Below are 25,255 nucleotides of genomic sequence, written 5' to 3' on the forward strand. Positions count from 1 at the left end.
CCCGGCCACAGCACCGCGCGCCCCGCACCACCCCGCACCGCGCCGTCCCGCTGCACAGCGCAAGATCGCGCTCGATCCTGGATCTAGTGGCCTCGGCCGAGCTGGATACCACTACTTCCGGGTTCGAGCGCGATCTTGCCCGCAGCCGCCCAGGCCAGCCGGAGGCGGCGCGGCGGGAGGCGGGGCGGCGGGAGGCGGGGCGGCGGCGCGGGCGGAGGCGGTTCGCGGGCGGAGGGCGCGGAGCGGTGGCGGAATCGCAGGGGCCGTGGGACGGGTCGGGCCCCGGAGCAGGTGCTCCGGGGCCCGACGTCGCGGGGTCGGCCGTCAGGCGGCGGGGACCTCGGCGGTGGTGCGGATCCGGTCCAGCGTCGGCGCGGAGACCGGCGACTGGGCGGTCAGGTAGTCCACGAAGGCGTCCAGGTCGATCTGAGCGGTGACCAGGTTCGTCCCGCCGGTGAGGGCGCTGAAGCCGTCACCACCGCCGGCCAGGAAGTTGTTCACCGTCACCCGGTAGGTGGCGGCGGTGTCGACCGCGGTGCCGCCGAAGGTGAGGCTGCCCCGGACCACACGGGTGCCGGCGCACGGGTCGGCCACCGTGCCGGTGGTGCCGTTCGGGTCGACCACGTAGCCCACCGTGGCCGACGGGTACAGCGTCCGGTTGGTGACGAACTGCTGCTCGAGGACGCAGTAGAGCTGCGCCCCGGTCAGGTCCAGCGTCACCAGGTTGTTGGCGAACGGCTGCACCGTGAACGCCTCCTCGTAGGTGACCGGGCCTGCGTCGAGGTCGGCCCGTACACCGCCCGGGTTCATGAAGGCGGCGACCGCGCCCTGCTCGTCGTCGGTGGCGGCGAGCTGCGCGTCGGCGATCAGGTTGCCCAGTGGCGACTCACCCAGACTCGTACCGAAGAGGGTTTCCTGGCTCCGGGTGATCGCTTGGCTGGTCACACCGACCTGGCGGCCGGCGACCGGGCCGAGCACGGTCTTGTACCGGCTGATCAGCGCGGTCTGCTTCGGGTCCTTGGCCACGTCCCGGGTAACCACGACGTTCTCCGCCGCTGCGGAGATGACGTCGCCGGACCGACGGTCGATCTTGAGGTCGATGTTGGTGATCAGGCGACCGAACGAGCTGGCACTGGTGACCAGTTTGCCGTTGATATCGCAGTTGTACGCCTGGTGGGTGTGCCCGCTGACCACCACGTCGATCGACGGGTCCATCCGGTTGGTGATGTCCACGATGGGCCCGGTCATGCCGACGCAGTCGTTGATCCCGCCGGTCGCCGCCTGGGTGCCACCCTCGTGCAGCAGAACGACGATCGCCTGCACGCCCTTGCGGCGCAGCTCGCGAGCGTACCGGTTGGCGGTGTCCGCCTCGTCGGCGAAGGTGAGGCCGGCGACGCCCTGCTGGCTGACGATCTGCGGGGTGCCCTCCAGGGTCATCCCGATGAAACCGACCTTGACGCCCTGCACCTTGTGGATCGCGTACGGCGCCATCAGCGGCTTGCCGGTCGCGGTCTTGAAGGCGTTCGCGGACAGGTACTGGAAGCCGGCGCCCCGGTACGGGGTGCCGTCGGCACAGCCGTCGACCGGGTGGCAGCCGCCGTTCTGGATTCGCAGCAGCTCGGCGGCACCCTCGTCGAACTCGTGGTTGCCGACGCTGGCGTAGTCCAGCCCGGCCATGCTCAGCGCCTCGATGGTCGGCTCGTCGTGGAACGCCGCGGAGAGCAGCGGGGACGCGCCGATCAGGTCACCGGCGGCGACCGTGATGGTGTTCTTCTTCTTGGCGGCGGCGCGCAGCTCGGCCAGGTGGGTGGCCAGGAACTCGACGCCGCCCGCGGTCTGCCCGGCGATGGTGCCGCTGGATCCGCTCGGCGGTTCGAGGTTGCCATGGAAGTCGTTGAGGGCCAGCAGGCTGACGTCGACCGGCTTCGGTCGCGCGTCGGCTTGCTCAGGGCTGGTGGCGACAGCACCGAACGCGGTCACCGCGAGCGCGGTCAGACCGACAGCGGCCCGCCGCATCCCGGATATGGACATAGATCTCCTCGTGAGATTCGGCGTGTGCGGTGCCCGGCCTGTGGGTCGACCGGGCCGCCGACCGACGCCGTCGGAAGGGTCACGGTTGGCGGCGGTTGGGGACGGCCGCCTGCACCAGACAGCCTCTCATCTGGATGCCGGCCGGGCGACTCAGGCAGCACATCAGAGCTGCGGGTACGCATGGACCGAAATCGACCACCGTTTGGTGTGATCTACCGGACATGGTCGGACCCAGGGGTCTAGAAAGGACGAGACAGTCGGCGCGGACGGAGGCGGCATCGTGAGCGAAACGACACCGACGATGGAGCAGGTGCGATCGACGGACGGCACACCCATCGCGTTCGAGCGATCCGGCACCGGGCCAGCGATCATCCGGGCCGCCGCTCGTGGCCGCCCGCCGGCGGGCCGCCGCTCGCGGCCGACGCGACGCGACGCAGACGGTCAGTTGTCGAGCAGCACCTCGGTGACGAGGGCCGCGACGGCGTCCGGCGACCAGGCCCCCGCCACGCCGGGCCGTGCCGCCAGATAGCTGACGATCCGCTCGGCCGGCCAGCCGTGCGACTCACGCAGACCGCGGGCGATCATGCTGAGGTAGATGGGAGCGGGTGGCCGGCACCGCTCGGCTGACGCCCCCTCGGGAGCGGTGAAGGTGAGCATCGGGACACCGCTGCGGCTGCCCGGGCAGACCAGCGTCTCGTACCGCCCCGGGCCGAGCGTGGCCCGTCCGTTGGCGACGGCCGCGTCGATGGCCGCGCCGGTCGCCAAAATCAGGTCGGCGGCGTCACCCGCTGGGCGGTACATCTCCTGGGCCGCGATGTCGGCGAACTGCTCCATGGTGACCAGGTAGGCGCGGGCCGCGGCCTCGCCCGGCAGGTGCGGGTCGTAGAAAGCCATCCCCCCGGTCCAGGCGCCGGATTCGCCCGCGAAGTAGATGCCACCGGGCAGCGACACCGGCACCGACCGGCTCGGCGGACGCCGATCCCGGCAGCCCGGGTACGTCCGCCTACCGCCGGGCGGGCAGCCGCCACCGATGTACCACCCCAGCCGGGCGGCGTGCATGTTCGAGCCGTACGCGACATACCAGACCACCACGACGGGTGCCCTCAGAAGCCGCAGGTCTGGCCAGCGGAATGGCTCACCTGCACGGTGTGTGTCACGCAGCCGCCCGCCTCGACGGCGTGCAGCAGGAAGGCGGTCGGCTCGTCGACCCAACCGACCTGCTCGTCGGCGCTCATGGTGAGCGTGCTCTGCTTCCACGTGCTGGGGGCCACGGTGAGCACCGTGCCCGCGTACGCCGTGGTGACCGGGCGGTGCAGGTGGCCGGCGGCGACCCGTACGACGTGCCGGTGTCGGCCGATCACCTCGGCGAGCGCGTCACCGTCGGCGAGCCGGAGGGAGTCGGCCGCGGGGATGCCGACCGCGACCGGCGGATGGTGCAGGCAGACCACGGCCGGCACTTCGGGCCGCCCGGCCAGCACCCCGTCGAGCCAGCCGAGTTGCTCTTCGCCGACCTGACCGCTGCTGCTGCCGGGGACGAGCGAGTCGAGCACCACGACGGTCGCCGTCTCATGGTCGACGTGGTAGTAGGCGGAGAAGCCGCCCCCGAGCCACGGCGTGCCTCCGAACGCGTCGAGCAGCGACTCCCGGTCGTCATGGTTGCCGGGGACCAGGTGCACCGGTAGCGGGAACCGGCCGATCAGCTCGCGCAGCGCAGCGTACTCATCGGGCCGCCCGTGGTCGACCAGGTCGCCGGTGATCACCACGCAGTCCGGTCGGGGTCGCAACGCCAGCACCCGGCCGAGCGCACGGTGCAGCCCGGCGGCCGGCGCGGCGGCGAGTAGGCCGGTGGTCAGGTGCGGGTCACTGAGCTGGGCGATGAGCATGGGCTCGCCTCCTCGGCGCCGGGAGCTCCACGCTATCGCCGGGCGCCGCGCCCCGGGGGGCACGCGCCCACAGGCTGTGTCCACAGGCTGTGGATAGTACGTGTGTACGAAGCCCGGCCGACCCGCGCCGCCGTGAGTACGCTTGATCGCGCGGCTCGGCGCCGGCCGGCCCCTCCCCTACCTGGAACGACGTGCGAGTGGATCATCAGCGAGTCATCCGTGACGTCACCGTCCGCCTGCCGATGGCGTCGAGCGCACCAGAGGCCTGTCGGTCGATGGTCACTGCGCTGTCCCGCCACACCTCCGCGACCATCTCCGTCCTGCTCGCGGTCCACGACCGCCTGCGCTGCGTCGCGGCGACCGGGGCCTGGCAGGTCTTCGCCACCGTGCCGGCCCGGACCGGCATCGTCGGCCGGGTGTACGCCACCGGCGCCCCCGCCGCCGTACCGGACGTCACCGTCGACCCGGACTACCTGCCGATACGCCCGGACGTGACCGCCGAACTGTGCGTGCCGGTGCTGGACCCGGCGGGCCGGCCGATCGGCGTGCTCGACCTGCAGTGGAGTGAGCCGACCGACCTGGAGCCGTGGCGGGAGACCGCGCAGCGGCTGGCCAACCGGCTCGGCGAGCGGATCGCCGCCCTCGGTGGCCCACCGGCGGAGAGCCGCAGCGAGAAGCTGCTCCGGCACGCCGCCGCGCTCTCCTCCGCACCGACCGAGGGGGACGTGTTGAGCGCGGCGGCCTGCGCCGCCCGGGAGGTCTCCACCCTCTCCACCGCAGTGCTCCTGATCGCCGGCCAGCTCAGCCCCGCCCCGGTGGCGCCAAGCGAGCTGGAGACCCGGATCCGCACCGAGCTGACCGAGGCTGGTCCGGCCGCCCTGGACCGGATGGTCGACCGGGCACACCGGTACGGCGCCGGGTACACGCTGGGCGAGGCGGGGCACCCACCGACCGAGGACTATCGACCGCTGACCCGGGCGGGGGTGCGCACCCTCGTCGCCGTTCCGGTCGGGCCGCCGGACGCCGGCGGGGTGCTGCTGGTCGCCGACGAACACGCACTGCGACCGGACCCGACCACGGTCAGCCTGATGGAACTGCTCGCCGGGCAGGCCTGGACGTGCCTGGACCGGCTGCGCACACTGACCCGGCTGCGCGAGCAGGCCAGCTCCGACCCGCTGACCGGGTTGCGGCACACCGGCCCGTTCGGGCAGCGGATCGCTGCGGCCACCCCGGGGCGTACGGCCCTGCTGGCGATCGACGTGGACGGCTTCAAGACCGTCAACGACACGTACGGCCACCAGGCCGGCGACCGGGTGCTGGTCGGGTTGGCCCGGGCGTTGGAGGGGGCGCTACGGCACGGCGACGAGCTGTACCGGATCGGCGGCGACGAGTTCGTCGCGGTGATCGAGGTGAGCCGCCCCGAGGAGGCGGTCCGGATCGCCGAACGGCTGACCGAGGCGGCCCGACGCATCGGCCGCACGATCAGCGTGGGCGTCGCGCTGCCCCGCCCCGGCGAGTCCCCCGATCGCACCCTCCGAAGGGCCGACCAGGCCCTCTACGCGGTAAAACGCCAAGGCCGAGACGGCGTACACCTCTCCGCCGCCTAACCCCCGCCCCCTCCCGACCCCCAGCCCTCGCCGATCTAGGGCATACCGTCGCGAGTTGATCTCCCTGGACAGCGATATGCCCTAGATCGACGAGGTCCGAGGGGCGGGGGCGGGGGGGGGGCGGGGGCGGGGGCGGGGGCGGGGTGGGGGTTAGGGGTTCTTTAGCTCTTTGGCTAGGAGTTCGGCTATCTGGGCGGTGTTGAGGGCTGCGCCCTTGCGGAGGTTGTCGCCGGTGACGAAGAAGTCGAGGGCGCGGGGGTCGTCCAGGGCGCGGCGGATCCGGCCGACCCAGGACGGGTCGGTGCCGACCGCGTCGATCGGCATCGGGAACTCCCCGGCCGCAGGATCGTCGACCAGGATCACCCCGGGGGCGTTGCGGAGCGCCTCGCGGGCGCCCTCGGCGTCGACCTCGGTGGCGAAGACCGCATGTACGGCCACCGAGTGGGCGGTGACCACCGGCACTCGGACGCAGGTGGCGGACACCTTGAGGTCGGGCAGGCCGAGGATCTTCCGCGACTCGTTGCGGATCTTCATCTCCTCCGATGACCAGCCCGCATCCGCCAGGGTGCCGGCCCAGGGCACCACGTTGAGCGCCAGCGGAGCCGGGAACGGGCCCAGGTCGTCGCCGACCGCCTGCCGTACGTCGCCGGTCCGCGAGCCGAGCGCCCGATCGCCGGCGACCTTGGCGAGTTGGTCGTGCAGGATGTCGACGCCGGACTTGCCCGCGCCGGAAACCGCCTGGTAGGAGGCGAGCACCAACTCCCGCAGGCCGTACTCACGGTGCAGCGGCGCGACCGCGACGATCATCGCGAGGGTGGTGCAGTTGGCGTTGGCGATGATGCCCCGGGGCCGGTTGCGGACCTGCTCGGGGTTGATCTCCGGAACGACCAGCGGGACGTCCCGGTCCATCCGGAACGCGCCGGAGTTGTCGACCGCGATCGCGCCCCGCGCGACGGCGATCGGGGCCCACTCGGCGGAGACCTCGTCGGGCACGTCGAACATCGCCACGTCGACCCCGTCGAACGCCTCGGGAGTCAACGCCTGGACGACGAGTTCCTCGCCCCGGCAGCGCACCCGGCGCCCTACCGAGCGCTCGGAGGCGATCAGCCGGATCTCACCCCAGACGTTGCGGCGCCCGGTGAGCAGCTCACACATCACGGTGCCGACGGCACCGGTTGCTCCGACCACAGCGAGGGTGGGCAGCGCCGTCATCGGCGCTACCTACCCGTCCCCGCGTAGACCACGGCTTCGGTGTCGCCACCCAGCTCGAACGCGTCATGGATGGCGCGGACGGCGGCGTCGAGGTCGGTGTCCCGGCAGACCACGGAGACCCGGATCTCGGAGGTGGAGATCATCTCGATGTTGACCCCGGCCGCTCCGAGCGCGGCGAAGAAGCTGGCGGCCACACCGGGGTGCGAGCGCATGCCGGCACCGATCAACGAGACCTTGCCGACGTGGTCGTCGTAGAGCAGGCCCTTGAACTTGACCGGCTCCTGGATCTTGCTGAGCGCGGTCATGGCGGTCGGGCCGTCGGCCTTGGGCAGCGTGAACGAGATGTCCGTGCGGCCGGTGCCCTCGGTGGAGACGTTCTGCACGATCATGTCGAGGTTGATCTCGGCGCCGGCGACCGTGTCGAAGATCCGCGCGGCGGCACCCGGCTCGTCGGGCACCCCGACGATCGTGATCTTGGCCTCGCTGCGGTCGTGCGCGACTCCGGTGATCAGTGCCTGCTCCACGGAAAGGTCCTCCATCGATCCGGTGACCATCGTGCCGGTGTTGGTCGAGTATGACGAACGGACGTGGATCGGCAACCCCGCCCGCCGGGCGTACTCCACGCTACGCAGGTGCAGCACCTTCGCGCCGCACGCGGCCAGCTCCAGCATCTCCTCGTAGGTGATGTACTTGATGTGCCGGGCGTTGGGCACGATCCGCGGGTCGGCGGTGAAGACGCCGTCCACGTCGGTGTAGATCTCACAGACGTCGGCGTGCAGGGCGGCGGCGAGCGCCACGGCGGTGGTGTCCGAACCGCCCCGGCCCAGCGTGGTGACGTCCTTGGTGTCCTGCGAGACGCCCTGGAAGCCGGCCACGATGACCACCGCCCCCTCGTCGAGCGCGCCCTTGAGCCGCCCGGGGGTGACGTCGATGATCCGTGCGCGGCCGTGCACGGAGGTGGTGATCACGCCGGCCTGCGAGCCGGTGAACGAGCGGGCTTCGTACCCCAGGTTGTGGATGGCCATGGCGAGCAACGCCATGGAGATCCGCTCCCCGGCGGTGAGCAGCATGTCCAGCTCGCGGCCCGGCGGCAGCGGGCTGACCTGGTTGGCCAGGTCGAGCAGCTCGTCGGTGGTGTCCCCCATCGCGGAGACCACCACCACCACGTCGTCGCCGGCCTTGCGGGCGGCGACGATGCGATCGGCCACCCGCTTGATCCGCTCGGCGTTGGCGACGGAGGACCCGCCGTACTTCTGCACCACGAGTGCCACGACGGTGCACTCCCTCCCAGCGACCCTGAGCGTGCCGACGCCGCCGGAACCGGGGCCGGCGGCGCGTGTCAGACCCCATGAGGGTATCCGGCAGGTAACGACGCCGGGTCAGGTGATCCCACCATCCGGCCCGAGCGGGGCCGGCAGGGTCGGTCCCACCAGGTCGGGCGGTACGCGGGGACAGCCCCGTCCGACACGCCGGACGAGCCTGGCACGGGTCGGCCCCCACCAACCGCCCGCACCCACCAGAATGGGCCGGTGCCCGTCCTCATCCGCTCTGCCGGCCGCGTGCTCGGGCCGCTCGTGTTCGCCCTGCCGGCGCTCCTGGTCGCCTGCACGAGCGAGCAGCCACCGGCCCCGCCGCCCGCCGATCCGGGGTCGGTCGAGGTGGACGCCGCGCGCGACGAGCTGGCGGCCCTGGCCGCGGCTGCCCAGGACCGCCACGTGGTGGCGCAGTACGTGTACAGCCGGTCGGGTCAACCGGACCGCACCATCGTGTTCACCAGCGCGAACGACGGCAGTTGGCGGGTCGACGTGCCGGGGGGCGCGTTGGGTGGCGCGGCCGATGTCTCGCTGGCTGCCACGACCGACGGGCTGTTCCAGTGCGCCCTGCCATCGGCTGGCCGTCCGGAGTCGTCGAGTTGCGTACGCCTCGGTGAGCGCGACGACGCGATCCCGCGCCGGTCGGACCCGAGGGTCCAGCATCCGCTCACCGACTGGTTGGACGTGCTCACCGACCGGCGCGCACCGTTGGCGGTGGCCCCGGCCAGCACACCCGAGGGCCTGACCGGCACCTGCTACTCGGTGGACTCCACCTCGGCGTCGCTCAACGCCCCGCTGGATGTGGGCATCTACTGCTACGACCGGGACGGCACGCCGACCGGCGTCCGGACCGGGATCGGGACTCTGCGGCTGGCCGCACCACCCGGCCCGGCACCGGCCACCGTGCAGCTGGCCGGGCCGGTGGTGGTCGACCGGGACCCGCTCGACACGGCGGCGCCACCGACCCCTGACCCGTCGGACAGCCCGAGCGCGGGAACGCCCTGATCTTCGTCCCGTTACGGGTGCGTTTGACCACATTTTGCCAGGCCGCCCTGAGTGGCGAATCACCCATACAGGACGATTCATGCCATGGCTGACCTGACCCCGCTGCTCGCCTTCCGCTGGAGCCCCCGGGCCTTCGATCCGAGCGCCGAGCTGACCCCGGACGAGGCAGCCTCGCTGCTGGAGGCCGCACGCTGGGCACCGTCGGCAGACAACGGGCAGCCCTGGCGGTTCGCCCTCGGCCACCGGGACGACGACAACTGGAAGCGGATCCTGATCAACCTCCCGGACAGCGACCAGTGCTGGGCCCGGCGGGCCGCGACCCTGGTGGTCGGCGCACACACCGGCGGCGACGCCGAGCGGGCCGCGTACGACCTCGGTCAGGCGATGGCCCACCTGACCATGCAGGCCACCGCGCTCGGCCTGCACGTGCGCCAGCTCACCCGCTTCGACCAGGCCGGCCTCGCCACCGAACTCGACCTGCCCGGCGGCGTCCGCCCACTGGTGGTCGCCGCCGTGGGCCGGCTCGGGGACCCGTTCGCGCTCCCGCCCGACCTGCGCGCCCGGGAGATCGGCCTGCGCCGCCGTCGCCCGGTCGCCGACCTGCTGCTCGCCTGATCACCCCGGCGGGTCACCCTCCCCGGCTGGCCCGGAGCAGGACCCTCGCGGCGTCGGTGTTGCGGTAGAGGACGTGCCGACCCTGTCGAGACCGGTGGACCAGCCCGGCGGCGTGCAGCGCCCCCAGGTGCTGGGAGACGTTTCCGGCGGACATCCCGGCGAGTCGGGCCAGGTCGGTGGTGGTAGCCGCAGTGTCGAGCAGGTGCAGCAGCACGGCCCGGCCAGGGCCGACCACCCGTGCCAGCGGGTCGCCGGGCGGCGTGCCGGTCGCCTCCCAGAGCGTCCCGACCCCCCGGACCGGGTACGCGCCGGCCGGCAGCGAGTCCTCCAGCAGGTTCCAACACACCCCCCGGTTGGAAAACACGCTCGGATTCAGCGCCAGCCCGCGACCGCGGAGGTCGAAGTCCCGCTCGAACGGGTCGTCGGTGACCACCCGGTCGCCGAGCCAGCGCAGGCTCGGGTGGAGCTGCTCGAACATCCGACCGGCTCCGCCCTCGGCGAGCTGAGCGGCGCGGTACGCCACATCGGCGTCGAGAAGCGCGCGCATCCGCGGCCAGTCCGGGGCGATCGCCTCGTCGTACCAGACCCGTACCGCGTCGACGAGCTGAGGCAGCAGCTCGCGGGGCTCGGCGAGCAGCGCCCGCCCGTACGCGCTCAACGGCCGACGCGGGGTGGTCGCCAGCAGATCCTGGACCACCACGTCCGGTGGCGTTGCCGCGATCTGGTCGAGCTGCTGGGCCAACTCCACGTTCGGACGGGCCGCCGGGGTGAGGAAGTCGGGCAGCCAGCAACGTGGCCGGGCCAGCTCCACCAGCGGTCGGACCCGGTCGGCCACCTCCGGACGACGCAGAGTCGCCCGGGCGCGGTCGATCCAGGGCAGATGCACCGCGTAGTGAACCGGGCTGGCCAGGGCCCACATGCTCATGACCGTCTCGTTGGCTGGCGACACGGCGAGCCGCACCCCCGCCACGTCGGCCAGGCTGAACCGCAACTCGGACACACGCACCCCCGCACGATTCGGTCCAGCCTAAAAGGTTCGACCGGGGCCATGGGGGCACGGTTCACTCAGCGGCCATGGGGGCCAGAGAAATCATCCGCACCGCCGTCCGAAACGTCGTACCACCCGCCGGGTTGACCCGCGCGCTGGCCGTGCAGGCCATGGTCTACGCCGTCGGCAGCGGCCTGTTCCACGCCGGCAGCGCCGTCTTCTTCACCCGGGCGCTCGGGCTCAGCGCCGCACAGGTCGGGCTGGGGCTGTCCATCGCGGCGGGGGTGTCGCTGCTGGGTACGGTGCCGCTCGGCGGCCTCACCGACCGGTACGGACCGCAGCGGGTCTGGGTGGTCGGGCTGGTGCTGAACGCCGCGCTCTTCGCGACCTACCCGTTCGTGGGCAGCTTCGCCGGTTTCCTCGCCGTGGTGGTGGCGCTGGCCGCCGTCGACGCCGCGAGCGGCGTGGCCGTGCAGGTCTACTCGATCAACGCACTCCCGCCGGCCGAACGGGTCACGGCGATGGCGTACCAGCGCTCGTCGCTGAACGTCGGCTTCGGGCTGGGTGCGGTGATCAGCGGCCTGGTGCTGGCGGTGGACACGATCGAGGCGTACCGGGGAATGGTCTGGTTCATCTCGACGGTCTTCCTGGTGACGGCTCTCTTCGTGCGGCGACTGCCCCGGCTGCCCCACGTGGCCCGGCCGGTGGAGCCGATGAGCCGGCTCGCCGTGCTCCGGGACCGCCCGTTCATGGCGGTGTCCCTGCTCTCCGGGCTGCTCACCGCGCACCAGACGCTCTACCTGACGGTGATGCCGCTCTGGATCCTCACCCACACCGACGCCCCGAAGACGGTGATCGCCGCCCTGGTGCTGCTCAACACGATCCTGATCGTGCTGCTCCAGGTACGCGCCAGCCGGGGCGCCGACACCGCTGCGGGCGCGGCCCGAGCCTCTCGCCGGGGTGCCCTGCTGATCGCCCTGTTCTGTCTGGTCCTGCCGATCTCCGGGTCCACCCGGGGCACGCTCACCCTGGTGGTGCTGGTTGCCGCCGCGACGCTACTGATCGTGGCCGAGCTGATCGAGTCGGCGGGCGCCTGGGGGCTCACCGCCACCCTGCCGCCGGCCGCCCAGCGCGGGGCGTACGTGGGGGCGTTCCGGCTCGGCACGCAGGTGCAGTACCTGATCGCCCCGGCGGGGCTGACCGCGCTGGGGGTGACCACCGGCGGCTGGGGCTGGTACCCGACGGCAGCGATCTTCGTCCTGGTCGGGCTGGCGATCGTACCCGTGGTGGCCTGGGCCGGACGGTCGCCGCGGCTGGGTGCCGAGGCCGCAGAGCAGTCCATGACGCCGGTCCCATAGTCCGGACCTGCCTTCCCACCCTCCGTTCCATCACGTAGGGTTACCTGGTCATGTGGCGGGCGCTTCTTCTCCTTAGCTGCCGCGACGAGGCCTGACCGGCCGGCACCTCGTCGCGGAGTTGCATCGCGCCGTCCAGCACATCCGAACTTCTTCTCGGCACCGCCGCGCACCGTCGCCCGGCATCTCGCCGACACCTTCCGATCTGCTGACGCCACATGTTCCAGGGAGCACTCTGAGATGGCTCAACCTGTCACCGACGCTGAGACCGATCCGATCGCCCGGCAGCGCCCCAGCCGGATGCCTTACCACCGCTACGAGCCGTACCGGGAGCAGTTCCGAGTCGAGCTGCCGGAGCGCACCTGGCCCACCCGGCACGTCGAGGCCGCCCCACGCTGGTGCGCGGTGGATCTCCGCGACGGCAACCAGGCGCTGATCGACCCGATGTCGCCCGAGCGCAAACGCCGGATGTTCCAGCTGCTGGTCCAGATGGGCTACAAGGAGATCGAGGTCGGCTTCCCGTCGGCCAGCCAGACCGACTTCGACTTCGTCCGGCAGCTCATCGAGCAGGACATGATCCCGGACGACGTCACCATCCAGGTGCTCACGCAGTGCCGGGAGCACCTGATCGACCGGACGTTCGAGTCGCTGCGCGGCGCCAAGCGGGCCATCGTGCACTTCTACAACTCGACCTCCACCCTCCAGCGCCGGGTGGTCTTCGGCCTGGACAAGGACGGCATCGCCGACATCGCCACCACCGGGGCGCGGCTCTGCCAGAAGTACGCCGAGATCCACACCCCGGACACGGACATCTTCTACGAGTACTCGCCGGAGTCGTACACGGGCACCGAGCTGGAGTACGCGCTGGAGGTCTGCTCCCGGGTGATCGACGTGATCGACCCGACGCCCGACCGGCCGCTGATCATCAACCTGCCGGCCACCGTCGAGATGGCCACGCCCAACGTGTACGCCGACTCGATCGAGTGGATGCACCGGCACCTGCCGCGCCGGGACAGCGTGATCCTGAGCCTGCACCCGCACAACGACCGGGGCACCGGCGTGGCCGCCGCCGAGCTGGGCCTGCTCGCCGGCGCGGACCGCATCGAGGGCTGCCTGTTCGGCAACGGCGAGCGCACCGGCAACGTGGACCTGGTGACGCTGGGGCTCAACATCTTCTCCCAGGGCATCGACCCGATGATCGACTTCTCGAACATCGACGAGGTGCGGCGGGCCGTCGAATACTGCAACCAACTGCCGGTGCACGAGCGCCACCCGTACGCGGGCGACCTGGTCTACACCGCTTTCTCCGGCTCCCACCAGGACGCCATCAAGAAGGGCTTCGACGCCCTCACCGCCGACGCGAAGGCGGCCGGCGTACCCGTGGACGAGCACACCTGGGCCGTGCCCTACCTGCCGATCGACCCGAAGGACCTGGGCCGCACCTACGAGGCGGTCATCCGGGTCAACTCGCAGTCCGGCAAGGGCGGCGTCGCGTACATCATGAAGAGCGAGCACCAACTCGACCTGCCCCGCCGCCTCCAGATCGAGTTCTCCGGGGTCGTGCAGCAGGTCACCGATCACGACGGCGGCGAGGTCGACCCGGGCGCCATGTGGGAGATCTTCGCGACGCACTACCTGCTCGACCACCAGCCCGACCCGGCGGTCCGGTTCGCCGGCTACACGATCGGCACCACCGACGGCAAGGTCGAGATCGAGGCCCAGGTCGTCGTGGGCGCCGAGCAGCGCTCACTCACCGCGGTCGGCAACGGCCCGATCGACGCGTACGTCAACGCGCTCCAGTCGGTGGGGGTGGGCGTGCGGGTGCTCGACTACCACGAGCACGCGCTCTCCTCGGGCGGGGACGCGCAGGCCGCCGCGTACGTGGAGTGCGAGGTCGACGGTCGGACGGTCTGGGGTGTCGGCACCGACGCCAACATCGTCACCGCCTCGATCAAGGCGGTCACCAGCGCCGTCAACCGCGCCCGCCGCTGACCTACGCGCGACACCCCCGGGGCAGCTACTTCGGGGGTGTCGCGGCGGGCATCGAGTGGCAGGGCTGTGACGGCGGGGCCTCCCGGGGCGGACGGTGGACCAGCACGAGGGCCAGCACCGCGCCGGCCACGAGCAGCCCGGCACACCACTCCATCGCGCCCCGGAACGCGTTGGTCAGCTCGGCCTTCTGCTCGTACCCGCCGCCGGAGAGGCCGACCAGCAGCGGCAGCGCCGCCACCGCGAGCAGACCACCGGCCCGGGACGCGGCGTTGTTGAAGCCACTGGCCACTCCGGAGAATCGGTCCTGCACGGCGGCCAGCACCGACGCGGTCAGCGGTGCCACGACCAGGGTCAGCCCGATGCCGAAGAGCAGCACCCCGGGCAGCACGTCCGTCCAGTACGACGCGCCCGGTCCGACGCCGCGCAGCAGCAACAGACCAACCGCGGCGATCACCGGCCCGATGGTCAACGGCAGCCGCGGGCCGATCCGCGCCGACAACGCTCCCGCTCGGGCCGATCCGACCAACAGCAGCAGCGTCATCGGCAGCAACGCGATGCCGGTGCGGAAGGCCGACCACTCGACCACGTTCTGCAGGTAGACGGCGAAGAAGAAGGTGAAGCCGCTGAGCGCCGCGTAGACGACCACGGTGAAGATGTTCAGGACCGAGAAGAGCCGGCTGGTGAACAGCCCCGTGGGCAGCATCGCCGCGTCGCCACGCCGCCGTTCCAGCAGGACAAAGGACACTGCGGAGAGCACCCCGACCAGCACCGCGATCAGCACCGGAGCGGAGTCGTAGCCGCGTGTCGAGGCATCGATCAGGGCGTACGTGACGCCGGCGAGCGCCAGCGCGCCGAGCAGGGCTCCTCCGACGTCGAACCGCCGTCGGGTCCGTCCCGGCCCTTCGGTCCGAGAGGCGCTCTCGTCCCGGCTCTCCGGCACCCAGCGCATCGTGGCCAACACCACCAGCACGGCGATCGGCAGGTTGAGGAAGAAGATCCAGCGCCAGGACAGCGCGTCGATCAGCCAGCCCCCGATGAACGGGCCCAGCGCGGTGGACACCCCGGACAGCCCGGCCCAGGCGCCGATCGCCCGACCCCGGTCGTCCGGGTGGAAGCTGGCCTGGAGCACCGACAGCGACCCGGGCGTGAGCAGCGCGCCACCGGCGCCCTGGAGGAACCGGGCCGCGATCAGCCAACCGGTGCCCTGGGCCAGCCCGCACAACACGGAGGCGGCGGTGAACCAGACCACACCGATGAGGAAGATGCGTCGCCGACCGAAGCGGTCCCCGAGTGCGCCGCCGAGCAGCACGAACGCCGCCAGCATCAGCAGGTAGCCGTTGATGGTCCACTGAAGATCGGCCACGTTCGCGCCGAGGTCCTGCCCGAGTTTCGGCAGCGCCACGTTGACGACCGTGCTGTCGAGGAAGACCATGCCAGAGGCGAGTACGGCGGCGAGCAGCGTTCCCCGGCCTGCGGCGGTGCCCATCCGGAGGGCGGGCGCCGGTACGGGAGCGGTCATCCCACCAATCTGCCCTGCATCATGTGGGAGACGCCACGAATTGCCAAAACCATCCCCGGGTACTGTGCGCAATCGCCGGGAGACCGCAAGCTGGAGAGGTGTCGTCTGTGCGTACCGAATCAGGACCGCGAGTGGCGGTAGCCGCGCTCGCCGCGGCGCTGACGCTCGGCGTTGCCGGTTGCGTCCCGCAGGATGAGCCGGAGGCGTCGCCGCCGAGTGGCGGCGGCAACGCCGCAGAGCAGCTCGGTCAGCTCACCGTCGCCACCGCCGGCTCGATGAAGGGCTACAGCCGGAACCACTTCCCGCACTGGAGGGACACCGGCAAGAACTGCGACGTGCGGGACAGCATCCTCCAGCGCGACGGCAAGGACGTGAAGCTCTCCGGCTGCAACGTGGTCGGCGGGCGCTGGGAGAGCGTGTACGACGGCCGCAGCGCCGCCGATCCCTCCGAGGTGGACATCGACCACATGGTGCCGTTGGCCAACGCGTGGCGCTCGGGTGCCGACGAGTGGGACGACGCGAAGCGCGGCGACTTCGCCAACGACACCACCCGTCCGCAGCTCCTCGCGGTTTCGGCGTCCTCCAACCGGTCAAAGGGTGACCAGGACCCGTCGCAGTGGAAGCCGGCGAACCGGTCGTACTGGTGCAAGTACGCTGAAAGCTGGGTGACGGTCAAGCACTACTGGCGGCTGACGGTGACCACCGCCGAGAAGGCCGCCCTGACCGACATGTTGGATGGCTGCAGAGTGGGGAGCGAATCGTGACGGCTGCCGAGGAGAGCGCTGACACCGGCCCGGCCGCCGCCGGCATGACCGCGGACGGCACCGCCGAGGCACCCGCCGCTGTGCCGGGTGCCGGCATGGTCGCGGACTCGGGCGGGGCGGCTGGCCCGCAGAGCCGCACCGCCGACATCGTGCCCGGCCCCGGCGGGGTGATGACCGACGAGGTCGGCGTCGTCACCGGAGACCTGACCCTGCGCACCGAGTACGCGGACGGCAAGGTCACCCTCCGGGTGCAGTACAAGGACGCGGACGAGTGGTACGCGGTGACCGGTGGGTCGGTCGCGCTGGCCGACCCGGCAGGGCTGGACGCGGTGCACGGCGTCGCGGTGGGCCTGCTGCACCGCCCCGAGGGCTGACGACCTCCGACGCCGCCGGCACCGCGTCCAGTCTCAGACGTACGAACCGGGCTCGGTGGGTGCGGAGACCACGGCCGGCGCGTCCCCCTCGTCCTCGGGGCGGACGATCTGCGCGCTGACCTGGTGCGGTCGCAGCTCGCCGCTGGCGATCCGCTCGGCGAAGTGGCAGGCCACCCGACTGGCACCGATCTCGCGCAGCACCGGCCGCTCGTCGGCGCAGCGGGTGGGCTGCGCCCACGGGCAGCGCGTGTGGAAACGGCAGCCGGACGGCGGGTTGGCCGGCGACGGCAGGTCACCGGCGAGCAGGATCCGCTCCCGGCGGTCCTCCACGTCCGGGTCCGGCACCGGCACGGCGGACATCAACGCCCGGGTGTACGGGTGCATCGGCTCGGTGTAGAGCCGGTCGCTCGGCGCCTCCTCGACCAGCGCGCCCAGATACATGACGCCGACCACGTCGGAGATGTGCCGGACCACCGCGAGGTCGTGCGCGATCACCAGGTAGGTCAGCCCCAGACTGTCCTGGAGCTCGTCCAGCAGGTTGACAACCTGGGCCTGGATCGAGACGTCGAGCGCCGAGACCGGCTCGTCGGCGACGATCAGCTCCGGTCCGAGCACCAGCGCGCGGGCGATGCCGATGCGCTGCCGCTGCCCACCGGAGAACTCGTGCGGGTAGCGGGACAGCGCCCAGCGGGGCAACCCCACCGCGTCCAGGGTCTCGCCGATGATCCGCCGACGATCGGTGCGGTCGGTGCCGATCCCGTGGGTGTGCAGGCCCTCGGTCAGGATCGACTCGACGTTCTGCCGGGGGTCGAGACTGGACATCGGGTCCTGGAAAATCATCTGCATCCGGCGACGCATGCCGCGCAGCTTCTCCGACTGCAGCGTCGTCAGCTCGACGCCGTCGAAGCTGACCTCACCGGAGGTCGGCGGGGTGAGCTGGAGCAACGCCCGACCGAGCGTGGACTTGCCGCAGCCGGACTCGCCGACCAGGCCGTACGTCTTGCCACGCGGGATGCTCAGGTCGACTCCGTCGACGGCCTTCACGTGGCCGACCACCCGGTCGAAGAGCACTCCCCTCTTGATCGGGAAGTGCACCTTCAGGTCGCGCACCTCGACGAGGATGTCGTTCTCGCTCACGCTGATTCCTCCTCGCGCGGGGCGGGTACGGTGCCGGGCACCGGCTCCGGGTTGACGCACCGGTAGCTACGTCCGTCGTACGCGTGCACCAACTCTGGCGGCTCACCCACGCACTCGTCGGTCCGTCGGGCGCAGCGCGGGGCGAAGGCGCAGCCGTCCGTCCAGGGCAGCAGATCGCGGACCGAGCCGGGAATCGGGTTGAGCTTCTCGCCCCGCCCGGCGTCCAGGCGCGGCACCGAGCCGAGCAGACCCACGGTGTACGGGTGACGCGGCTGGCGGAACAGCGGACGACGGCGGGCCGTCTCCACCACCCGGCCGCCGTAGAGCACGTTGACCGTGTCGACCATGCCAGCAACCACACCGAGATCGTGCGTGATCATCAGGAGCGCGGTGCCGGAGTCCCGGACCAGTTCCTTGAGCAGCTCCAGGATCTGGGCCTGGATGGTGACGTCCAGCGCGGTGGTCGGCTCGTCGGCGATCAGCAGCCGAGGCTGGCAGGCCACCGCCATCGCGATGAGCGCGCGCTGGCGCATTCCACCGGAGAGCTGGTGCGGGTACTCCTTCAGCCGCCGCTTCGGGTCGGGGATGCCGACCCGGTCCAGCAGCGCCGCCGCCTCCTTCGCCGCGGCCGCACCCTTCATCCCCCGGTGCCGGGTGAGCACCTCGGTCACCTGCAAGCCGATCGGGATCACCGGGTTCAGCGAGGAGAGCGGGTCCTGGAAGATCATCGCGATGTCCCGGCCGCGGATGTCCCGCCGCGACCGGTCGTCCAGCTGCAGCAGGTCGGTGCCATCGAAGACAGCCTTGCCACCGACCCGGAGGCCGGGCTGCTTCGGCAGCAGACCCATGATCGCGAGCGAGGTGACGCTCTTGCCGCAGCCGGACTCGCCGACCAGGCCGACCACCTCACCGGCGTCGACCGAGAAGGACACCCCGTCGACCGCGTGCACGGCCCGCTGACCTCGGCGGGCGAACGTGACGGACAGATCATCAACTTCGAGCAGTGCCATCACTGGCCTTCCATTCGCGACTGCGGGGCTCGCAAGCTCACTCCTCGCGCTTCACACATGAGGGCCTACTTCCGCAGCTTCGGGTCGAGGGCCTCGCGCATCGCCTCACCGAGCAGGGTGAAGCCGAGCGCGGTGATGATGATCGCGACGGCCGGGTAGATCGCCAGCGACGGCCGGATACCGAGGTACTGCTGCGCGTCGGCGAGCATGACGCCCCACTCCGGTACGGCCGTGTCCGGGTTGCCCAGGCCGAGGAAGGAGAGCGCCGCGGCCTCGATGATCGCGGTAGCCAGGGTCAGGGTGGCCTGCACGATCACCGGAGCGAGCGAGTTCGGCACCACGTGGGTCAGCGCGATCTTCGACTTCTTGACGCCGAGCGAGGTGGCCGCCAGCACGTAGTCGCTGTTGGCCTGGGAGATCATCGAACCGCGCAGCAGCCGGGCGAACACCGGCACCGACACCACGCCGACCGCGATCATCACCGTGGTCAGGCTGGCCCCGAGCAGAGCGGCGATGCTCACCGCCAGCAGCAGGCTCGGCATCGCCAGCAGCATGTCGATGAACCGCATCAGGGTGGTGTCGATCCACCGCCCCCAGCGGCCACCGAGACCGGCCGCCGCACCGGAGACGCCACCGATGAGCGCACCGATGGCCAGACCGATCAGGGTGGAGACCACGCCGACCAGCAGGGTCTGGCGGGCACCCACGATCATCCGGCTGAACTCGTCACGGCCCTGATGGTCGTAACCGAACCAGTGATCGCCGGTGGGACCGGGGATGACACCCGGCCTGATCAGCCCCTCCCGGATGCCGATCGTGTCGGTCGCCGCGTACGGCACGAGGAACGGCCCGATCACCGCGACCAGCACGAAGAGCGCCAGGATGACCGCGCCGACGATCGCGGCCGGGTTGCCGCGCAGCCGGCGGAACGCCTCCTGCCAGAGGCTCACCCCCCGCTCGTCGTCACGGGCGGCCAACTCCGCGAGCCGGTCGATCTTTTCGCGCTTCTTACCCGGACTGAGGGTCATCGCACCCTCACCCTCGGGTCGATGAAGCTGTAGGAGAGGTCGACCAGGAGGTTCACCAGCACGTACACCACCGCGATGATCAGAATGAAGCCCATCAGCACCGGATAGTCGCGCTGGCCGATGGCCTCGGCGACGAAGGCTCCGATGCCACTGAAGGCGAAGACGGTCTCGGTCAGCACGGCGCCGGAGAGCAGGCCGCCCGCGAGCAGACCGATCGAGGTGGCCACCGGCAGCATCGCGTTGCGCAGGACGTGCCGGCGACGGACCGTCTGCTCGGTCAGGCCCTTCGCCTCGGCGGTCCGGACGAAGTCCTCGTTCAGCACCTCCAGCACGCTCGCCCGGGTGATCCGGACGATGATCGCCAGCGGGATGCTGGCCAGCGCGATGCTGGGTAGCACCAGATGCCAGATGGCGTCGGCAGCGGCGTCCCACTCGCGGGTCATCAGCCCGTCGAGGACGAAGAAGTTGGTGACCCGGGTCGCCTCGAGCGTCGGGTCCTGGCGGCCGCTGGACGGGAACCAGTGCAGGTTCTCCGAGAAGATCGCCTTGAGCACGTAGCCCAGGAAGAAGACCGGGATGCAGATGCCGATCAGCGAGCCACCCACCGAGGCGTGGTCCAGGAAGCGGCCGCGACGGCGGGCAGCCAGATAGCCCAGCGGAATGCCGACACCGATCGCGATCACCATCGCGGTGATGGTCAGCTCGACGGTGCCGGGGAAACGCTCGATGAACTCCGTCGTGACCGCCCGCTTGGTGGAGGTCGAGGTGCCGAGGTCGAGCTTGATCAGCCGCCGGACGAACCGGCCGTACTGCACCAGGATGGGCTCGTCGAGCCCCATGTTGCGGCGGATGGCGGCACGCATCTCGGGCGTGCCGCGCTCGCCGAGGATGGCGGTCTCGGGGCCGCCGGGTAACCGGCGGAGCCAGATGAAGAGCAGGAGGGAGAGCCCGAACAGCGTGGGTATCAGCTGAAGCAGGCGCCTGACGATAAACCGGAACACGGCGGCCTCGAAGGGGTGCGGAGGGTTGCGGGCGGGCGCTGTGCGACAGCGCCCGCCCGCGTTCCTTGCGTCAGATCAGGACTTACTTGAACTCGGCGGTCGCGAAGCGCTCGTCGGTGAGCGGGCTCGCCTTGACGCCGGTCACGTCCTTGCCGAACACGATCGCCGGCGGCGAGTGCGAGATCGGCACACCGGGCAGGAACTCCATCACGGACTTGTTCAGGGCCTTGTACTTCTCGGTGCGGGCCGCGATGTCGGCGGTGGTGTCCGCGTCCTTGAACTGGTCGAACAGGGCCTTGTTGTTGAAGCCCCACTCGTCCTTCGGCCGGTCGAAGAAGGTGCCGATGAAGTTGTAGGCGTCGCCGTAGTCACCGGTCCAGCCCAGGAAGTGGATGTCGTGCTTGCTGCCCGAGGTGGTGGCGTTGAGGTAGTCCGGGCTCCACTTGAGCGGGATCGCCTCGACGGTGATGCCAACCGCCTTCAGGTCCGCCGACAGCAGCTCGAAGATGTCCTTCGGGTTCGGCATGTACGGCCGGGTGACCTCGGTCGGGTAGTGGAACTTCAGCGTCAGGTTCGACGCGCCGGCCTCGGCCAGCAGAGCCTTCGCCTTGGCCGGGTCGTAGGTGTACTTCGGAACGTCGCCGTTCCAGCCCTCGACGGTGTCCGGCATGAAGTTGTCGGCGACCTTGGCGCCCGGGGGCAGCTTCGAGTCGACCAGCTGCTGACGGTTCAGGGCGTACGCGATGGCCTGCCGGACGCGGAGGTCGGCGAGCTTCGGGTTGCCCTTCTGGTTGATCGCCAGGTAGAGCACGTTGAACGCCGGGCGGGTGAGCATGTTGAAGCCCTCGCCCTTCAGCGGCTCGACGTCGGCCGGGCCAACCAGGTCGTACCCCTGGATGTCACCGGAGCGCAGCGCCTGCTTGCGGGCGTTCTCGTCGGAGATCGTCTTGAAGATCAGGGTCTTCAGCTTGGCCTTGGCGCCCGAGTAGTCCTCGTTGCGCTCCAGGGTCAGCGTCTTGTTGGCGACGTCCCAGGCCTTGAACTTGAACGGGCCGGTGCCGGTCGGGTGCGCCGTCGCGTACGCCGGGTACTTGATGTCCTCGGCGGTGCCCGCGACGTTGCTCGCGTCGAACTCCTGCAGCGCCTTCGGGCTGTGGATGGAGAACGAGGGGAGCATCAGCGCGGCCGGGATCTTGCTGGAGACCCGGGTGAACGCCAGGTCCACAGTGGTCGCGTCCTTGGCGGCGCAGGACTTGAAGAGGCTCGGCGGCAGCTCCGCGTCCTCGTTCTTGGCGAAGCCACCCATGACGTCCTGCCAGTACGCGGTCACGTCCGGGCTCTGCATGAGGCCCTTGGCGTTGTACCAGCGGTCGAAGTTGGCGCAGACGGCCTCGGCGTTGAATTCGGTGCCATCGTGGAACTTCACGCCCGAGCGGAGCTTGAAGGTCCAGGTGGTGCCGGCGGCGTCCGGGGTCCACGACTCGGCCAGACCGGGGGTGACCTTGGTGCCACCCTCCTCCGGTCGGACCAGGGTCTCGAAGACCTGACGCGCCACACGCAGCGACTCACCGTCGCTGGCGAAGCTCGGGTCGAGCACCTTCGGGTCTCCGGCAACGCCGAAGACGAGGGTGTCCTTCTTACTACTACCGGAATTGTCATCGCGGTTGCTCTCGGCGCAGCCTGCTACCGCGAGGGCCGCGACCGCGACGGCCGCGATCGCGACCTTCGGCCTGGGTGCACGCATGGTGCTTCACCTCGTCCTTGGGGGTACGGACAACGTGGTGACAGGGGTCACCGATGGCGGTGACCATAGCTCTCGTTGCGTCCACCCGGAAACCGCCGGGTGGACGGTTGGTATCGGATCGTGCCTTAACCGTCGCTTGACATTCGATTCGAAGGTAAACGGCGTCAAAAACCGATCAATCCGCACCCGCGATGCCAAACTGTTACGTCGAACAGGCCCGATGAGGGAGCAGGTGTCAGATCATTTCCGGGCAGGGACGCGAGCCGACACGGCGATGGTCGGCACCCGGACCGGGTGCCGACCATCGGTCGTACTGGACGTGCTCAGACCGCCCGGCGGCCCTCGAAGGCGCGACCGAGGGTGATCTCGTCGGCGTACTCCAGGTCGCCGCCGACCGGCAGCCCACTGGCCAGCCGGGTCACCGAGATGCCCATCGGCTTCACCATCAGCGCCAGGTAGGTGGCGGTCGCCTCGCCCTCGGTGTTCGGATCGGTGGCCAGGATCAACTCCCGTACCGCGCCGCCGCTGAGCCGGATCAGCAACTCCCGGATGCGCAGATTGTCGGGGCCGATCCCCTCCAGCGGATTGATCGCGCCGCCGAGCACGTGGTAGCGACCGCGGAACTCACCGGTCCGCTCGACGGCCACCACGTCCTTGGGCTCCTCCACCACGCACAGCACCTCGTCGGTGCGGCGCGGGTCGCGGCAGATCCGGCACTGCTCGGACTCGGCCACGTTGTAACAGGTCGTGCAGAACCGCACCAGCTCCTTGACCTTGCGCAGCGCGCCGGCCAGCCGGTTGACGTCGGCCGGATCAGCCGACAGGACGTGGAACGCGATCCGCTGGGCGCTCTTCGGGCCCACGCCCGGCAGCCGACCCAGCTCGTCGATCAGATCCTGGATGGCACCTTCGTACATCTGCCGGCTCAGAAACCGGGCAGGCCGAGGCCGCCCATGCCGCCGGCAACCGGGCCCATCTTGCGCTCGGTCAGCTCCCGAGCCGCCTCGGCGGCGTTGTGCACGGCCGCGACGACCAGGTCCTCCAGCGTCTCCACGTCATCCGCGTCGACGGCCTTCGGGTCGATCTTGATGGCCTTGAGCTCACCGGAGCCGGAGACGGTCGCGGTGACCAGCCCACCGCCGGCGGTGCCCGTCAGCTCGGCCTCGGCCAGCTCGGCCTGGGCGGCGGCGATCTGCTGCTGCATCTTCTGCGCCTGCTTCAGCATCTGCTGCATGTTCGGCTGTCCACCTGGGCGCACGGATGGCTCCTTCTCGCACTCGTCTGCTCGGCCGCCGCCCAGCCTATCCGCTGGGACCGACCCCGCCCCGTTCCGGTGCGTCCGCCCACGCCGGGGCGCGTGCTCGGCGCGGGCAGGCGTTTCAGAGCCGGACGTACTGCTCCCGGACCAGGGCCTCGACGGCGGGCACGGTGTTCGACGGGCCGCCGACCGCGCTGACGATCACGACGACCTCGTCCCGGCCCGCGACGGCCCACACGCCGGCCGGCTCGGCACCCACGAAGACCGCCGCCCCCGCCACGTCGGCGAGTGGGGTCAACTCGCCGGGAGTTGCCCGCAGCAGGTCGGCGTAGGAGCGCTGGAACTGGTTGGCCGACCCCACCGAGCTGAACTGGAGCAGGGTGATCGACACGGAGGTGTCGTCCGGGCGGGTCCAGGCTGATCCCGCCGTATGGAGAACGTCGTCGCGCACCTGCACGCCGAGCAGGAACGCCTGCACAGGGGCGATCGGCAGAATCAGACCCAGGTCGACCTGATCGTCGACTGCGGCCGGCGCAGCGGGCGCCGAGCCGGCCGGAGCCACGACCACCAGCGCGCCGAGATCGTCGCCGACCGAGTGGATCGCGTACCAGGTGACCGTGCCGAGGAGGGCCACCACGGCGAGAGCCGCCAGCACGCCCGCGATCGGCGCCGGACGCCGCCACCAGGGTGCCGCCGGTCGGGCCTTTCGGCGCGAACCCTGCCAGACGAACGGGGCCGAGTCCTCCGCAGCCGCCGGGTCCGCCGCGGCGGGTTCATCCAGGGGTACGGCGGACGCGGCCTCCGGCACAGCGGGCGCGGCCTGTTGCACAGCGGGTGCGGCGGGCGCGGCATCGCGGGCGGCTTCCGGCACAGCGGGCGCGGCCTCGCGGGCAGCCGCTGTGGAGGGCACCGGCAGGGCCGAGACGGCGCGTACGAGCAGCGCCACCCCGAAGAAGGCGAGCCACACGCCGCCAAGGAGGTCTGCGCTGGGCGGGTCCTTCGAGGGGAAGCCGCTGACGTCGATGGCGGCCGTGCCGGGCAGGAGAGTGCCGACTCCCAGCACCACGCCGAGCAGCATCGCGCCCAGCCGCACACCGAACCGCCACGGCGGGTGCACCCAGGCCAGCACCAACAACACCACCAGCGACGCCCACCCGACGTACAGCGGTTGCCAGTAACCCGCCAGATCGGTCAACACGTACGTGCGTACCTCGGTCGAGGGGGGTTGACCGAGCAGCCGAGCAAGGCTGTCTCGACCGGGACGCACCGCCACCCACGGCATCGACCGCGCCTGGAACAGCACAGCCAGGCCCACGACCGTCAGCACCGCCGCCTTCGCGTGCTGACGGCCGAACCGGCTGATGCCGGCGGCGCCCTCCGGAGTCGCGGTGATCATCACGGCGCACATCCTGACAGCGC

22 protein-coding genes are annotated in these 25,255 nt (G+C 71.0%); 7 read left to right on the plus strand and 15 right to left on the minus strand.

The features are described from left to right. Nucleotides 1-324 precede the first annotated feature (324 nt). The 3 genes from PCA76_RS31310 to PCA76_RS31320 all read right to left on the minus strand — a co-directional run bounded on the left by PCA76_RS31310 (nt 325) and on the right by PCA76_RS31320 (nt 3,914). The gene (locus PCA76_RS31310) at nt 325-2,031 is read right to left on the minus strand and encodes a bifunctional metallophosphatase/5'-nucleotidase (RefSeq protein WP_272614078.1); all 1,707 of its coding nucleotides are present in this window, start codon (nt 2,029-2,031) and stop codon (nt 325-327) included. Nucleotides 2,032-2,472: 441 nt separating this feature from the next. Further along, a complete protein-coding gene (locus PCA76_RS31315) occupies nt 2,473-3,123 on the minus strand; it encodes a histone deacetylase (protein ID WP_272614079.1) in 651 nt (216 codons plus the stop codon). 11 nt (nt 3,124-3,134) lie between these two features. Next, complete coding sequence (locus PCA76_RS31320) at nt 3,135-3,914, minus strand: phosphodiesterase (protein WP_272614080.1); 780 nt, start codon at nt 3,912-3,914, stop codon at nt 3,135-3,137. A gap of 197 nt (nt 3,915-4,111) precedes the next feature. Here PCA76_RS31320 and PCA76_RS31325 point away from each other — a divergent pair, with 197 nt between their 5' ends. Beyond that, nucleotides 4,112-5,521: a sensor domain-containing diguanylate cyclase gene (locus PCA76_RS31325; protein WP_272614081.1), complete on the plus strand. Its 1,410-nt coding sequence runs from the start codon at nt 4,112-4,114 to the stop codon at nt 5,519-5,521. Between the two features lie 150 nt (nt 5,522-5,671). Here PCA76_RS31325 and PCA76_RS31330 read toward each other — a convergent pair whose 3' ends face one another. Then, nucleotides 5,672-6,733: an aspartate-semialdehyde dehydrogenase gene (locus PCA76_RS31330; RefSeq protein ID WP_272614082.1), complete on the minus strand. Its 1,062-nt coding sequence runs from the start codon at nt 6,731-6,733 to the stop codon at nt 5,672-5,674. Between the two features lie 5 nt (nt 6,734-6,738). After that, nucleotides 6,739-8,004, minus strand: coding sequence for an aspartate kinase (locus PCA76_RS31335; protein WP_272614083.1), 1,266 nt, complete (start codon nt 8,002-8,004; stop codon nt 6,739-6,741). 258 nt (nt 8,005-8,262) lie between these two features. Here PCA76_RS31335 and PCA76_RS31340 point away from each other — a divergent pair, with 258 nt between their 5' ends. Then, nucleotides 8,263-9,051 carry a hypothetical protein gene (locus tag PCA76_RS31340; RefSeq protein ID WP_272614084.1) on the plus strand — a complete coding sequence of 263 codons (789 nt, stop codon included), beginning with the start codon at nt 8,263-8,265 and terminating at the stop codon, nt 9,049-9,051. A gap of 84 nt (nt 9,052-9,135) precedes the next feature. Next, nucleotides 9,136-9,666, plus strand: a complete 531-nt coding sequence (locus PCA76_RS31345) for a nitroreductase family protein (RefSeq protein WP_272614085.1) — start codon at nt 9,136-9,138, stop codon at nt 9,664-9,666. Between the two features lie 13 nt (nt 9,667-9,679). Here the strand turns inward: PCA76_RS31345 and PCA76_RS31350 are convergent, their stop codons facing one another. Beyond that, complete coding sequence (locus PCA76_RS31350; protein ID WP_272614087.1) at nt 9,680-10,672, minus strand: ArsR/SmtB family transcription factor; 993 nt, start codon at nt 10,670-10,672, stop codon at nt 9,680-9,682. Nucleotides 10,673-10,740: 68 nt separating this feature from the next. Here PCA76_RS31350 and PCA76_RS31355 point away from each other — a divergent pair, with 68 nt between their 5' ends. Together PCA76_RS31355 and leuA are read left to right on the plus strand one after the other, a co-directional pair. Then, nucleotides 10,741-12,012 carry an MFS transporter gene (locus tag PCA76_RS31355; protein ID WP_272614088.1) on the plus strand — a complete coding sequence of 424 codons (1,272 nt, stop codon included), beginning with the start codon at nt 10,741-10,743 and terminating at the stop codon, nt 12,010-12,012. Nucleotides 12,013-12,249: 237 nt separating this feature from the next. Next, nucleotides 12,250-14,001: a 2-isopropylmalate synthase gene (gene leuA / locus PCA76_RS31360; protein ID WP_272614089.1), complete on the plus strand. Its 1,752-nt coding sequence runs from the start codon at nt 12,250-12,252 to the stop codon at nt 13,999-14,001. Between the two features lie 25 nt (nt 14,002-14,026). Here leuA and PCA76_RS31365 read toward each other — a convergent pair whose 3' ends face one another. Then, a complete protein-coding gene (locus PCA76_RS31365; protein WP_272614090.1) occupies nt 14,027-15,520 on the minus strand; it encodes an MFS transporter in 1,494 nt (497 codons plus the stop codon). 107 nt (nt 15,521-15,627) lie between these two features. On the opposite strand from PCA76_RS31365, the gene PCA76_RS31370 reads away from it, so the two are divergent. Further along, nucleotides 15,628-16,284, plus strand: coding sequence for an HNH endonuclease family protein (locus PCA76_RS31370; RefSeq protein WP_272614092.1), 657 nt, complete (start codon nt 15,628-15,630; stop codon nt 16,282-16,284). After that, complete coding sequence (locus PCA76_RS31375; protein ID WP_442930288.1) at nt 16,278-16,658, plus strand: hypothetical protein; 381 nt, start codon at nt 16,278-16,280, stop codon at nt 16,656-16,658. The genes PCA76_RS31370 and PCA76_RS31375 overlap by 7 nt, the downstream gene beginning before the upstream one ends. A gap of 33 nt (nt 16,659-16,691) precedes the next feature. Here PCA76_RS31375 and PCA76_RS31380 read toward each other — a convergent pair whose 3' ends face one another. The 8 genes from PCA76_RS31380 to PCA76_RS31415 form a co-directional block, all read right to left on the minus strand. Continuing rightward, a complete protein-coding gene (locus tag PCA76_RS31380; protein WP_272614096.1) occupies nt 16,692-17,795 on the minus strand; it encodes an ABC transporter ATP-binding protein in 1,104 nt (367 codons plus the stop codon). Continuing rightward, on the minus strand, nt 17,792-18,805 hold the full coding sequence (locus PCA76_RS31385; RefSeq protein ID WP_272614098.1) for an ABC transporter ATP-binding protein: 1,014 nt from the start codon (nt 18,803-18,805) through the stop codon (nt 17,792-17,794). Before PCA76_RS31385 ends, PCA76_RS31380 begins: the two co-directional genes overlap by 4 nt. 65 nt (nt 18,806-18,870) lie before the next feature. Then, on the minus strand, nt 18,871-19,833 hold the full coding sequence (locus PCA76_RS31390; protein ID WP_272614100.1) for an ABC transporter permease: 963 nt from the start codon (nt 19,831-19,833) through the stop codon (nt 18,871-18,873). Continuing rightward, nucleotides 19,830-20,834, minus strand: coding sequence for an ABC transporter permease (locus tag PCA76_RS31395; protein WP_272614101.1), 1,005 nt, complete (start codon nt 20,832-20,834; stop codon nt 19,830-19,832). The genes PCA76_RS31390 and PCA76_RS31395 overlap by 4 nt, the downstream gene beginning before the upstream one ends. Before the next feature lie 82 nt (nt 20,835-20,916). Then, a complete protein-coding gene (locus tag PCA76_RS31400) occupies nt 20,917-22,578 on the minus strand; it encodes an ABC transporter substrate-binding protein (RefSeq protein WP_272614103.1) in 1,662 nt (553 codons plus the stop codon). 323 nt (nt 22,579-22,901) lie between these two features. Beyond that, a complete protein-coding gene (gene recR / locus PCA76_RS31405) occupies nt 22,902-23,495 on the minus strand; it encodes a recombination mediator RecR (RefSeq protein WP_272614105.1) in 594 nt (197 codons plus the stop codon). Between the two features lie 8 nt (nt 23,496-23,503). Then, the gene (locus tag PCA76_RS31410; RefSeq protein WP_030489880.1) at nt 23,504-23,812 is read right to left on the minus strand and encodes a YbaB/EbfC family nucleoid-associated protein; all 309 of its coding nucleotides are present in this window, start codon (nt 23,810-23,812) and stop codon (nt 23,504-23,506) included. 145 nt (nt 23,813-23,957) lie between these two features. Beyond that, on the minus strand, nt 23,958-25,235 hold the full coding sequence (locus PCA76_RS31415; RefSeq protein ID WP_272614106.1) for a hypothetical protein: 1,278 nt from the start codon (nt 25,233-25,235) through the stop codon (nt 23,958-23,960). Nucleotides 25,236-25,255 lie beyond the last annotated feature (20 nt).

It is taken from the genome of Micromonospora sp. LH3U1 (assembly GCF_028475105.1).
In the GTDB taxonomy this organism is placed as follows: domain Bacteria; phylum Actinomycetota; class Actinomycetes; order Mycobacteriales; family Micromonosporaceae; genus Micromonospora.